Genomic DNA, 12,611 nt, shown 5'->3' with positions numbered 1-12,611 from the left:
CGGCTGAGGGCGCGCCCACCCGGCGACGCGGGTGGCACGGGCGGCGCCGGGTGGGCGCGCCCTCAGCCGAGCGCGTCGTGCAGGACGACCCCGGCACGGACCGTGCGCACGCACTCCGGCAGCGGCTCGTCGGGGCGCAGCGCCGGCAGCACGCCGTCCGGCCCGGTGGTGCCCGCCGCCAGCCGCCAGACGGCCAGGTGCGCCGGGGCGCCCACCGCGAGGTCGCCGGGCGCCGCGGCCGCGCCCGTCGCCTGCCCGGACCCGACCACTCCCCCGGCACCGAGCGGTCCCCCGGCACCGTCCCCACCCGAGCGCGCCGCCGCCCAGCCGTCGCGGGTGTGCGCGGCCAGCGCCGCCGCCACCGGCAGCCGCTGGTCGGGCGTCCGGTGCCGGACGGCGGCCCGCACGGCCCCCCACGGGTCGAACGGCGTCACCGGGCTGTCCGACCCGAACGCCAGCGGCACGCCCGCCGCGCGCAGGTCGGCGAGCGGGTGCAGGGACGCGGCCCGCCCGCGGCCCAGCCGTGCCGCGTAGGTGCCGTCGTCGCCGCCCCACGCGTCGTCGAAGGCGGGCTGCACCGACGCCGTGATGCCGAGGAGCACCAGGGCGGCCAGCGCGGGCGCGTCGAGCATCGACGCGTGCTCCAGCCGGTGCCCGCCGGCGCGCACGGCGTCCACGCCCTCGACCTCGGCGGCGACCCGGAACCCGAGCAGCACCTCGTCGAGCGCCCGGTCGCCGATGACGTGGAACGCCGCGGGCACCCCGGCGCGGGTGGCGGACGCCACGTGGTTGCTGACCTGCTCGGCGGTGAGCGCGAGCCGGCCGGCGGGGTGCGGCCACCCGGTCGGCGCGTCGGCGTACGGGGCGCGCAGCGCGGCGGTGCGGCTGCCGAGCGACCCGTCGGCGGCGAGGTCCCCGCCGACGCCCGCCAGTCCGGGGACCGCGGCGGCGAGGGCGCGCACGTCGTCGGCCGTCTCGCACAGCTCGGCGCGCCAGCCCGCGACCAGCGGCAGCGCCGACCCCGGGTCCGACGTCAGCGCCAGCAGCGCCGCGAGGCCGGCCCGGGTGTCCGTCTCCGGGGTGCTCTGCTCGTGCACGGCGACGATCCCGGCCCGCGCCGCGGCCTCCAGGGCGCCGCGGTGCCGGGCCTCGCGCGCGTCCGCCGGGAGGTCCCGCACCGCCGCCCGCGCCGCGGCGTGCGCCGCGCCGGTGACGAGCCCGTCCGGGCGCCACCCGGGGAGCGTCGCCAGCCCCAGCACCTCGGCGAACGACGTCGACACCACGCCGGCGTGCAGGTCGACGCGGCCGAGGTACACCGGCGCCCCGCCGGCGGCGGCGTCGAGCTCGTCGCGGGTCGGCGGCCGGCCCTCGGGCCAGGCGTCCTCCGCCCAGCCCCACCCGGTGAGCGGCGAGCCCTCGGCGGCCAGCCGGCGGCCGACCGCCCCGGTCGCGGCCGCGTGCACGGCGGCCAGGGCCTCGGCGAGCGACCCGCACGCCGCCAGGTCCACCCCGGCGCGGGCCAGCCCGGTGTCCAGGACGTGCGCGTGCGCGTCGACGAAGCCGGGGGTCACCAGCGCACCGCGCAGGTCGACCACCGCGTCGGCGGCGTCCGCCAGGCCGTCCGCCTCGTCGGCCGCACCGACCCACGCGACGACGCCGTCCGCCACCAGGAGGGCCGAGGGCGCGTCGGGGCTGCCGGGCGCGGCGAGGACGGCGGGCGTCACCACCGCACCGCCCCGGTACAGGGTGGTGCTCACGCCGGAACGATAACCGGGCAGGTCACCACGGGCCCGCCGGCGTCCGCGCCCGCTCCCGGTTCAGGTGCCCGCGTACGCCACGACGCCGCGGCGCACCGCGGCGACGGCCTTGCGGGCCGTCTCCCGCAGCCGTGCGTCGGGCGCGGCCTTCGCGACCTGGTCGAGCACGTCGACGACCTGCTTGCACCAGCGGACGAAGTCGCCCGCCGCGAGGTCCGCGTCCCGCAGCACCGCGTCCAGCCCGCGCCCGGCCGCCCACCGGTGCACCGGCGCGACCAGGCCGAGGTCGAGCGGCTGGGTCGACTCGATGCGGCGCGCGCTCTCCAGGTCGTCGAGCTCGGACCAGATCCGGGTCGTCGCGTCCAGGGCGATGCCCAGCCGGCTCGACGGCCCGCCCGGCACCGCGGGGCTGCGGTCCCGGTCGTCGCGGCGCGCGGAGTACACGACCGCGGACACCGCCGCCGCGAGCCCCGGCACGTCGAGCTCCGCCCACGCGCCGCGCCGGAGGCACTCCGCGAGCAGCAGGTCGTTCTCCGCGTACAGCCGGCGCAGCCACCGGCCCTCGTCGGTCACCACCGTGCCGCCCTCGTCGTCCGCCGCCAGGTACCCCAGGGTGACCAGCACGTCGCAGATCCGGTCGAACACGATGGCGATCGACCCGGTGCGCCCCTCGATGCGGCGGACCAGCGACCGGTGCTCGCCCTCCAGCCGGTACCAGCGCTCCGCCCAGCGGGCGTGCTCCTCGCGGTCCGGGCACTGGTGGCACGGGTGGGCGCGCAGCTGTCGGCGCAGCGCCGCGATCGCCTCGTCCTCGTCCTCCGCCACCGGGTGGCCGCGCCGGCGGCTCGGCGCCACGCCGGTGATCCGGCCCGCGGCGATCTCGCCGCGCAGCGTCGCCGCCAGGTCCCGCCGGTGCGAGGCCGCGCGGGGCGAGAAGCCCTTGGGCACCCGCAGCCGGCCGACGCTCCTGACCCCGTCGCCGACCTCCTGCACGGACAGCCGCCGCACCTCGCGCTCCGTGGTGAGCACCATCGGCCGCGCGCCCTCGAACCCGCCGTGCGCCCCGGGGTCGACCACGACGGCGTAGGTGGACCGCCGGCCGCCGGGCACCGCGACCACGTCGCCGACCGACAGCCCCTGCAGGCTCGCGGCGGCCTGCTGCCGGCGCGCGGCCGCCCCGGCCCGGTGCACGCCGCGCTCGCGGTCGGAGAGCTCCCGGCGCAGCGCGAAGTACTCGCCGAAGTCGCCGAGGTGGCACGCCATGGCCTCGGCGTAGCCCTCCATCGCCTCGGCGTGGCTCTGCGCCTGCCGGGCGAGCCCGACGACCCCGCGGTCCGCCTGGAACTGCGCGAAGGACGTCTCCAGCACCTCGCGCGCCCGGACGCGGCCGACCTGGGCCACCAGGTTCACCGCCATGTTGTAGGTGGGCCGGAACGCCGAGCGCAGCGGGTACAGCCGCTTGGAGGCGAGGCCGGCGAGGGCCATCGGGTCCAGGTCGCCCCGGCCGAGCACCACGGCGTGCCCCTCGGAGTCGATGCCGCGCCGCCCCGCGCGGCCGGTGAGCTGGGTGTACTCCCCCGGCGTGATGTCGACGTGGTGCGAGCCGTCCCACTTGACCAGCTTCTCCAGCACCACGGACCGGGCCGGCATGTTGATGCCCAGCGCGAGCGTCTCCGTCGCGAACACGACCTTGACCAGGCCCCGGGCGAACGCCTCCTCCACCGTCTCCTTGAACGCCGGCAGCATCCCGGCGTGGTGCGCGGCGACCCCGCGGACCAGCGCGTCCACGAAGCCCCAGTAGCCCACGACGTCCAGGTCCTCCGGCGCGATCGACGCGCACCGGGTCTCCGCGATGAGCCGGATCTCCTCCGCCTCCGCCGGGGACGTCAGCCGCAGCCCGCCCGCGAGGCACTGCGCCACGGCGGCGTCGCAGCCGGCGCGGGAGAAGATGAACACGATCGCCGGCAGCAGGCCCGCCTCGTCCAGCACGTCGACCATCACGGGGCGCGGCACCGGCCGCGGACCGCCCCCGCCGCCCGGCGCAGCAGGTGGGCGAGCTCGGGGTTGATCGGCGGGTTCGCGCCGGGGGCGGTCGGGTCCACGTGCCCCGCGTACAGGTCCAGCAGGTCGTCCCGGACCAGCACGTGCTGGCCGAGCGGCACCGGCCGGTGCTCGCTGACCACCACGGCCGTGTCCCCGCGGACGGTGCGCAGCCAGTCGCCGAACTCCTCCGCGTTCGACACCGTGGCGGACAGCGACACCAGCTGCACGTCGTCGGGCAGGTGGATGATCACCTCCTCCCACACCGGGCCGCGGAACCGGTCGGCCAGGTAGTGCACCTCGTCCATGACCACGAAGCCGAGCCCGTCGAGCGTGCTCGACCCGGCGTACAGCATGTTGCGCAGCACCTCGGTGGTCATGACGACCACCGGCGCCTCGCCGTTCTGCGTGGTGTCCCCGGTGAGCAGGCCGACCTGCTCCGCCCCGTACCGGCGGACCAGGTCGCCGTACTTCTGGTTCGACAGGGCCTTGATCGGCGTCGTGTAGAACGCCTTGCGGCCCGTGGCGAGCGCGAGGTGCACGGCGAACTCGCCGACGACGGTCTTGCCCGCGCCGGTGGGCGCCGCGACCAGCACGCCGCTGCCGCGCTCCACCGCCTCGCACGACTCCACCTGGAAGTCGTCGAGCGGGAAGTCCAGGAGCTGCCGGAACCGGGCGAGCTCGGTCTTCTCCGCCCGCGCCCGGAGCCGCGCGGCGGCGTACCGCTCGGCCGGGGACAGCTCGTCGGGATCGGGGGTGCGTGCGGTGCTGCGTCGTGCCACGCGCCCACCCTAGGTCGGGTCGGCCGCCAGCACCCGGACGGCGCCCGGCACGACCTCCGCGACGAGCGGCACGGGGCCGATCCGCTCGCCGTCCGCGTGCGCCTCCGGCGGCGTGCGGCCCAGGTGCGGCGCGGGCTCCACCAGCACCCGGCGGCTGCGGATCACCTGCACCTGCGGGTGCCGGACGTGCCGGCCGAGGTACATCCCGGGGAAGATGCGCACGACGCCCGCCCGGCTGAACGGGCCGGCGACCACGACGTCCAGCAGGCCGTCGTCCAGCCGCGCGTCCGGGGCGACCCGGACGCCGCCGCCGATCCACGGGCCGTTGGCCGCGACGACCACCGTGCCCGCCGACTCCCAGACGCCCTCGTCCGTGGTCAGCCGGTAGCCGTAGGGGCGGAACGCCCGCAGCTCGGGGGCCAGCGCGCGCACGTACCGGGCCGGCCCGCGCGGCCAGGACATCGCGTTCGCCCGCGCGTTCACCGCGGCGTCGATCCCGCAGGACAGCGCGCCGAGGTACCACTCGCGGGCGGACTGGGCGGGCGACCCCACGCGCACCGCGTCGATCGCCCGCGGGCCGACCAGCAGGGCGCGCTCGATCGCCGCCACCGACCCGGCCACGTCCCCGCGGGGCAGCCCCAGCGCCCGCGCGACGTCGTTGCCCGTGCCGCCGGCGACGATGCCCAGCGGCAGGTCCGTCTCCGCCACCACGTTCGCACCCAGGTGCACCAGGCCGTCGCCCCCGACCACGACCAGCGCGTCCAGGCCCGCGACGGCAGCCCGCCGGGCGTGCGCGGTCGCCGTCCGCAGGTCGCGCGCGGTCAGGTCCTCGACCCGGTGCCCGCGCCGCCGCAGGGCGTCGAGCACCGCCGCGCCCACACCGGTCCCGCGTCCCTTGCCCGCCACGGGGTTCACCACGACCCCGAGGTGGCTCACGTGGCGAGCGTCCCGTCCGCGGTCCCCCCGAGACCCTCCGCGTCGCGGGCGTGCTCGGCCGCCGCCAGCCGCTTGTCCGCGCGCCGGTCGTGCAGCACGCACACGCCGAGCGCCGCGAAGTACAGGCCGCAGATCGGCAGCGCCATCACGATCATCGTGATCGCGTCCGGCGTCGGCGTCATCACCGCCGCGAACACGAAGGCGAGCAGCACCGCCCACCGCCAGCCCTTGGCCCAGGTGCTCGCGCGGACCAGGCCGACCAGGTTGATGCACACCATGACCACCGGCAGCACGAACGCCAGGCCGAACGCCAGCACGAACCGCATGACGAAGCTCAGGTACGCCTGCGCGTCGATGAAGTTCGACGCGCCCTCCGGCGTGAAGTCCGTCAGCACCCGCACGGCCGTGGGCAGCGTCCACGCGGACAGCGCGGCGCCGGCCAGGAACAGCGGCACCGACGCCGCCAGGAACCCGACGGCCGACCGCTTCTCCCGGCGGGTCAGCCCGGGCGTGATGAACGCCCACAGCTGGTAGAGCCACCACGGGCTGGACACGATGACGCCCAGGAACAGCGACACCTTGATCTGCATGTCGAACGCGCTGGCCAGGCCCGCGAAGTTCACCGACACCCGGCCGTCGCGGCCCGCCGCCGTCTCGAGCAGCGGCTGCTGCAGCCGCTCGAACACCGGCTCGTACAGGAACCAGCCCGCGACCGCCCCGACGGCCAGGCCGACCGCGGCCAGGAACAGCCGCTTCCGGAGCTCGAGCAGGTGCTCGCGCAGCGGCATCCGGCCCTCGGGGTCGGGCCGTCTCTTGCGCGCCACGGATCAGACGCTGGGGGTGGTGCTGCCGCTCGCCGGAGGCTGCTGGCCGGGCTGGTCGAGCGAGGGCGCGGGGGCCGCCGACGGCGCGGGGTTCACGACGGGACCCTGCGCGAGCGGCGGGGCGGGCGCGGCCGTCGGCGGCGGGGTGGGCGCGGCGCGCGGCTCGTCCTCGGCCAGGTCCTTGACCTCCCGCTTGAAGATGCGCAGGGACTCGCCCACCGACTTCGCCAGGTCCGGCAGCCGGCGCGCCCCGAACAGCAGGAGGATCACGACGAGCAGCACGACGATGTGCCAGGGCTTCAGGGCGTTCATGACGATCCTGTCGGACGGGAGACGTTGACCCGTCCGATCCTAACCGGCACAACCCCCGCACCGGGTGACCCGGCGCGGGTGGGCGCGCGGCGGGTCCGGGACGCCCGCGTCACCGCGTGTAGGCGCGCCAGCCCTCCCGGGTGCGGCGGTCGCGCTCGCGGCGGCGCTCCCGGCGCTCGCGCGCCTGCTCCCGCAGCACTGCCCAGCGGTCCCGGGCCTCGTCGGGGTCGGGCAGCAGCACCGCCTCGCGGGCGGCGCGGGCGGCGCGCTCCGCCTCCTGCGCCTGCTCCGAGATCGTCGACACGTGCTCGGCGAGCTGCCCGAGCACCGCGGACGCCTCCTGCAGCTCCGCGACGAGCGCGCGGAACCGGCGCCACAGGTCGCGGCCCAGCACGAACGCGCCGACCAGCGTGCCGAGGACCAGCACCGACCACACGACCACCCAGACCATCGGGCCAACCTATCTGGTCAGCCCGCCAGCGGGCCGTACGCCGCCAGGGCCGCCCGCGCGCGGGCCGCCACGTCCCGCGCCACCTCCGGCGGCCGCACGCCCAGGACGTCGTCGGCGGCCTGGAGCAGCAGGCTGCGCAGGAACGCCCGCTGGCCCACGCGCACGTCCACCTCGAACGAGCCGTCCGGCAGGTTCCGCACCGCCTCCACCGGCACCGTCTCCGCCACCCAGCGGCCCGTGCTGCGCAGGTGCAGCGTCGCCACGTCGCCCGTGAGGTCGAACCGGAACTCCGCCGTCGCGCCGCGGCCGGCGCCCGGGTGCGGCTCGGCCGGGGCGTCCAGCACCTCGGCGGCCAGGACCCGGTCCAGCCGGAACAGCCGCTCGTCGCCCGCGCGCAGGCACCACGCCTGCAGGTAGGACCGCTCGTCGCTCGTGGTCATCCGCAGCGGGTCGACGTCCCGGTCGCTCGTCACGTCCGACGCGTTCACGTACCGGATGCGCAGCCGGCGACCGGTCGCCAGCGCCCGGCGGATCGCCGCGACGACCTCCGGCCGGCCGTCCACCGCGAGCCGCACGTCGACCGCGCCCGCGGCCTCCCCGGTCGCCGCCGTCAGCTTCGCGAGCGTCGAGCGCAGCACCTCCGCCTGCTCGGGGTCGAGCGTGGGCCCGAGGTCCGCCACCATCGCGCTCAGCGCGGCCAGCAGGGTCACCGCCTCCCGGGTGCCGAGGCGCAGCGGCCGGGTCATCCCCCGGGCCTCCGTCAGCCGGATCTCCCCGCGGTCGTAGGAGTCCGCGTCGAAGTCGATCAGGTCGTGCGGGTAGTACCCGGGCGTGCCGCTCATCCAGAGCGTGTCGACGTCCGCCATCACCTGCGCCGGCGTGACGCCGAAGTGCTCGGCCAGCTGCTCGACGGACACGCCGTCGTTGCGGTCCAGGTAGCCGATCATCCCGAGCAGCCGCAGCAGCCGCTCGCTCGCGCGCTCAGCCACGGGGGTCCTCCTCGCCGGTCGGGCCGTGCCCGTCGTGCGCGTCGTGCGGGTCGTCCGAGCCCTCCGAGCCGTCCGAGCCGTCGAGGGTCGCGGCCACGCGGAGCAGGCCCAGCACGGCCTCGCGCAGCTCCGGCGGCTCGGCCACGAGCACCGCGTCGCCGTAGCCCGCCACCTCCTCCGCCAGCTCCCACGTCGCCCGGTAGGCCACCCGCACCAGGTCCCGGTCCGCGACCGCCGCCCGCAGCGCGGGCGGGGCGTCGACGGGCAGGTCCGCGGGCACGCCGCGCGCCCGCAGCGCCTCCGCGCGCTCCGCGCGCAGCGCCAGCACCGCCGTGCGCTCGTCGCGGACGTCCCACGACCGCAGCGCCGCCTCCGTCTGCTCCGGCGTCGGCGCGTCGAACGCCGCGGCCGCGCCGACCGCCTTGACCCGGCCCTCGATCCGGCTCAGCCGGAAAGACCGCGTGCCACCGCGGTCGACGTCGAAGCCCACCAGGAACCAGCCGCCCCGGCGCGCCACCAGCCGCCACGGCTCGACCAGGCGCTCGCGCACCTCGCCCGTGCTCGCCGCGCGGTAGGTGAACCGGACCCGCTGCCGCGCCTGCACCGCGTCCAGCAGCGGCGGGAAGGCGTCGCCGCCCGCGCGCACCCGCGGCGCCAGGCCGGCCGCGAGGTCGCTGGACCCCGCCCCCGCACCCACCGCCCGGAGCTTGGTCAGCGCCCGGGAGGTGTCCGCCCGCACCGACCGGTCCTGCCAGAACTCCGCGGCCAGCGACAGCGCGCCCAGCTCCGCCGACGTCAGCTCCAGCGGGGGCAGCGCGTACGCGTCCTGGTCGATCCGGTAGCCGATGTCGTCGCCGTGTCCCGCCGACGTGACCGTCGCGACCGGGATCCCGAGGTCACGGAGCGTGTCCTTGTCCCGCTCGAACATCCGCTCGAACGACTCGTCGGACGGGGCGTCGCCGTAGCCCGCGACCGTGCGGCGGATCTGCTCCTTCGTCATCCGGCCGGGCGTGTGCACCAGGGCGATGACGAGGTTGAGCAGCCGCTCGGCGGGGTGGATCTGTTCGGGCATCGGGGACAACCGTAGTGGCCGGTAGCGTGGTCCGGTGATCACATGGCGCTCGGGCATCGTGGAGCAGGTCGGACGGTCGTGGCCCGGGGCCCAGGAGCTGACGGTCGTCGTCGCCGACGGCGTGTCCGGGCCGGATCCCGTGACGGTGCGGGCGCTCGCCTACCCGGCGCTCGTCGGGGACCTGCGCGTGGGCGACGCCGTCGTGCTCAACGTGTCGGCGCTCGCGCGCGGGCTGGGCACCGGCGGGTACGCCCTCGTCGTCGCCCCCGGCTCGCCCGACGGGCTGCCCGCCGACCCGCCCGCCGGGCCCGGCCACCTCGTCAAGGCCCGGTACACCCCGCTGCAGGCGATGGTGCTCGGCGTCGACGACCAGGAGTCGCCGCACCACGAGGTCCTGCGCGACGCCGACGACCTCGCCGGCCTGCCCGTCGTCGTCGCCGACCTGCACTCCGCGCTGCCGGCGGTCGTCGCGGGCGTCCGGTACGCCGACGCCCTGCTGTCCCGGCCCGGCGCGGGGGGGCCGCCGCTGCGCGTCGCCTACGTGATGACCGACGGCGGCGCCCTGCCCGCCTGGTTCTCCATGGCCGTCGCCGGGCTGCGCGACGCCGGGTGGATCGAGGCCTGCCTCACCGCCGGCCAGGCGTTCGGCGGCGACCACGAGGCCGTCACCCTGCACACCGCGCTGCTCGCCGCCCGGCACGTCGTCGGCGCGGACGTCGTCGTCGTCGCCCAGGGCCCCGGCAACCTCGGCACCGGGACCCGGTGGGGGTTCTCCGGGGTCGCCGCCGGCGAGGCGGTCAACGCCGCCGCCGTGCTCGGGGGACGGCCCGTGGCGTCGCTGCGGGTGTCCGGGGCCGACGCGCGGGAGCGGCATCTCGGCGTGTCGCACCACTCGCTGACGGCGTACGGGCGGGTCGCGCTCGCGCCCGCCGACGTGGTGGTGCCGGTGTTCGAGCCGGCGGCGACGCTCGGTGCCGCGGACGCCGTCGCCGGGGAGGCCGCGGCGCTGCGCCACGGTTCCGAGGGCGGCACGCGGGTCGGTGCCCCGGGCGCGGGCCAGGAGCCGGGGCTGCACGTGCCCGACCCGGAGACGCACCTGGACGCGCACCTCGCCGCCGTGGGACGGCGCGTCGCCCAGCAGGCCCGGTCGCTCGGCGAGCCCGCCGGACGGCACCGGCTCGTCGACGTCCCCGCCGGCGCGGACCTGCTCACCGCGCTCGGGTCCTCGCCCGTGCGGCTGTCCACCATGGGGCGTGGGCTCACGCAGGACCCGGCGGCGTTCCTCGCCGCCGCGGCGGCGGGCGTGCACGCGGCCCGGCTGGCCCGCGGGGCGTGAGCGAACCCGCGGTGATCCCCGGCCGCTGAGTCCCGGGAGCGGTCCACGCGCCGGGGAGCGGGCGCCGAGTCCTCCACAGGCGTCGGCGGGTGGGTCGTCCCCAGGGCCGACGGCGATCATGCAGGGGTGTCGGTGGTGGTTCGTAGGGTGGTGACATGCCCGCTGACCTGCGCGAACCCGCTCCCCGACCCGGCTCCGAGCCGGACCGGATCGTGCTCGCGTGCGGATGCGGCTGCACCTGCGGACAGGGCGGGACGGCCCGCGGCGAGGACCCCCTGGCGGGGACCGGGGAGCCGGTACCGCAGCACACGGACGCGGATGCCGGGGCGGTGGCGCCTGCCGTACCCGCGCTCTCCTCTCCCAGGGCCGCCTCTCCCACGGCCTCCTCTCCCACGGCCTCCTCTCCCACGGCCTCCTCTCCCACGGCCTCCTCTCCCACGGCCTCCTCTCCCACGGCCTCCTCTCCCACGGCCTCCTCTCCCGCGGCCCTCTCTCTCGCAGCCCCCCGCCTCGCGGCCGCCGGCCCCGACGCCCCCGCGGCTGACTCGGCGGCGGTAGTCGCGGGGTTCCTGGACCGCGACCTGCCGGCGTCCGAGCGGCTGACCGAGGCCCTGGACCTCACGCCCACGGGGGAGCCGCTGGCCCGGCTGCTCGGGGCGCTGGACCCGCGCCTCCTGGACGACTTCGACCTGGCGGAGGCCGCCGCCGCGTACACCCGGATGTCCGGGTGGGCGCACGCGGGGCTGGCGGCGGTGGCCGTCGAGCTCGCCCGCCGCCCGGGCATGGGACCACGCTCGGACCCGCGCGCCCGGCGCGGCTCGGGGATGACGTCCGAGCGGGTCGCTGCGCTGGCGTTGTCCGCGCGGCTCAACCGGTCGCCGAAGGACACCGCGGCGCTGATCCGTGAGGGCGCGGAGTTCGCCGGTCTCCTGGCCGACACCGGTGCCGCGCTGCGGCAGGGGCGGATCAGCGTCCCTGCCGCCCGGGCGATCGCGGCCCGGCTGGGCGACCAGGTCGCGTGGGTGTCCCAGCCCGTGCAGGACTACGTGCTGCCCCGCGCGCCGCACTCCACGACCACCCAGGTCAAGGTGGACCTGGAGCGGGCGCTGCTGCGGGTCGACCCCGAGCACGCCCAGGACCGGCGGGACGCCGCCCGGGCCGGGCGGTGCGCGACCCATCCGCGGGTCCTGCCGGACCAGATGGCCGAGATGCACCTCGTGCTGCCCGCCGAGCACGCGATCGGCATCGACACCGCCCTGCAGGGCGCGGCCCGCTCGGCCCGGGCCGCCGGTGACCCCCGCACCCTGGACCAGCTGCGCGCCGACACCCTCGTGGACTGCGTCCTGACCGGTACCCCGGCCGCCGCCCTCGCGGTCACCGGCGCCTCGCCCGCCGCCACCCCCGGATACCTGCCCGGTCCACGCGGCACCGACACACCCGCGGCGACCTCCGAGACCGCACGGGCGCGCCCGACCGGACCGCCCGCTCCCGATCCGACCTCGACCGGCACCGCCGCGTTCGCGGGCACCGCCGCGTTCGCGGGTACCGGCCCCCTCGCGAGCACCGACACGCCCTCGGGCACCGACGGGGCGTCTGCGGGCGGCGGCCGCACCGGGACGCGCGACCCGCGCACCCACGTCCTGGTCACCGTGCCGCTGTCGGCCCTCATCGGTCAGGACGACACCCCCGCCGACCTCGCGGGGTACGGCCCGATCGACGCCACCACCGCCCGCGCCCTCGCCCAGGGCGGGGTGTGGCGGCGGCTGGTCACCGACGACCTGTCCGGCACCGTCCTGGACGTCGGCCGCACCACCTACCGGCCACCGGCCGCCCTGGCCGACCACGTCCGGTACCGCGACCGCACCTGCACCTTCCCCGGCTGCCCCGTGCCCGCCCACCACTGCGACCTCGACCACACCCACGACTGGTCACCCGCACCCGAGGACCCGCACCCCCCAGGCAGCACCAGCCACACCAACCTCGGGCCGACGTGCCCCCGCCACCACCGCGCCAAGCACCACGCCCGGTTCGCCCTGCACCAACCCGAACCCGGCGTCCACGACTGGACCGACCCCACCGGCCACCGCTACCGCACCCGACCCGGTACCGACG

The 12,611-nt window shown here is 77.7% G+C and carries 9 protein-coding genes and 1 pseudogene; 2 read left to right on the top strand and 8 right to left on the bottom strand.

Annotation, left to right across the window (positions count from 1 at the left end; translation table 11 throughout):
* Positions 1-62: 62 nt before the first annotated feature.
* The 8 genes and pseudogenes from MHY85_RS17530 to MHY85_RS17495 all read right to left on the bottom strand — a co-directional run bounded on the left by MHY85_RS17530 (position 63) and on the right by MHY85_RS17495 (position 9,163).
* Positions 63-1,757: an amidohydrolase gene (locus tag MHY85_RS17530; protein WP_239198779.1), complete on the bottom strand. Its 1,695-nt coding sequence runs from the start codon at positions 1,755-1,757 to the stop codon at positions 63-65.
* Between the two features lie 60 nt (positions 1,758-1,817).
* Positions 1,818-4,579 (bottom strand): annotated as a pseudogene (locus MHY85_RS17525) (DEAD/DEAH box helicase).
* 9 nt (positions 4,580-4,588) lie between these two features.
* A complete protein-coding gene (locus MHY85_RS17520; RefSeq protein ID WP_239198776.1) occupies positions 4,589-5,515 on the bottom strand; it encodes a diacylglycerol kinase family protein in 927 nt (308 codons plus the stop codon).
* On the bottom strand, positions 5,512-6,303 hold the full coding sequence (tatC, locus tag MHY85_RS17515) for a twin-arginine translocase subunit TatC (RefSeq protein WP_239198782.1): 792 nt from the start codon (positions 6,301-6,303) through the stop codon (positions 5,512-5,514). Before tatC ends, MHY85_RS17520 begins: the two co-directional genes overlap by 4 nt.
* Before the next feature lie 39 nt (positions 6,304-6,342).
* Positions 6,343-6,651, bottom strand: a complete 309-nt coding sequence (gene tatA / locus MHY85_RS17510) for a Sec-independent protein translocase subunit TatA (protein ID WP_239198773.1) — start codon at positions 6,649-6,651, stop codon at positions 6,343-6,345.
* A 109-nt stretch (positions 6,652-6,760) separates the two neighbouring features.
* Entirely contained in the window at positions 6,761-7,102 is a 342-nt protein-coding gene (locus tag MHY85_RS17505) for a hypothetical protein (protein WP_239198770.1), read from the bottom strand.
* Between the two features lie 17 nt (positions 7,103-7,119).
* Positions 7,120-8,091, bottom strand: coding sequence for a YafY family protein (locus MHY85_RS17500; RefSeq protein ID WP_239198767.1), 972 nt, complete (start codon positions 8,089-8,091; stop codon positions 7,120-7,122).
* A complete protein-coding gene (locus MHY85_RS17495) occupies positions 8,084-9,163 on the bottom strand; it encodes a YafY family protein (RefSeq protein WP_239198764.1) in 1,080 nt (359 codons plus the stop codon). Before MHY85_RS17495 ends, MHY85_RS17500 begins: the two co-directional genes overlap by 8 nt.
* Positions 9,164-9,197: 34 nt before the next feature.
* On the opposite strand from MHY85_RS17495, the gene MHY85_RS17490 reads away from it, so the two are divergent.
* Together MHY85_RS17490 and MHY85_RS17485 are read left to right on the top strand one after the other, a co-directional pair.
* Positions 9,198-10,499 (top strand): DUF3866 family protein, encoded by a 1,302-nt coding sequence (locus tag MHY85_RS17490; protein ID WP_239198761.1) that lies wholly within the window; start codon positions 9,198-9,200, stop codon positions 10,497-10,499.
* Positions 10,500-10,654: 155 nt separating this feature from the next.
* The coding region (locus MHY85_RS17485; RefSeq protein ID WP_239198758.1) for an HNH endonuclease signature motif containing protein at positions 10,655-12,611 on the top strand (1,957 nt) is incomplete at its 3' end.

Origin of the sequence: Cellulomonas sp. ACRRI (assembly GCF_022346185.1) — a bacterium.
Lineage (GTDB): Bacteria > Actinomycetota > Actinomycetes > Actinomycetales > Cellulomonadaceae > Cellulomonas.
This window is presented reverse-complemented; position numbering and strand designations above follow the sequence as displayed.

Coding starts and splice junctions, on each gene's coding strand:
- tatC (WP_239198782.1), bottom strand. CDS start 6,303: ATGCCGCTGCGCGAGCACCTGCTCGAGCTCCGGAAGCGGCTGTTCCTG.
- tatA (WP_239198773.1), bottom strand. CDS start 6,651: ATGAACGCCCTGAAGCCCTGGCACATCGTCGTGCTGCTCGTCGTGATC.
- MHY85_RS17505 (WP_239198770.1), bottom strand. CDS start 7,102: ATGGTCTGGGTGGTCGTGTGGTCGGTGCTGGTCCTCGGCACGCTGGTC.
- MHY85_RS17495 (WP_239198764.1), bottom strand. CDS start 9,163: ATGCCCGAACAGATCCACCCCGCCGAGCGGCTGCTCAACCTCGTCATC.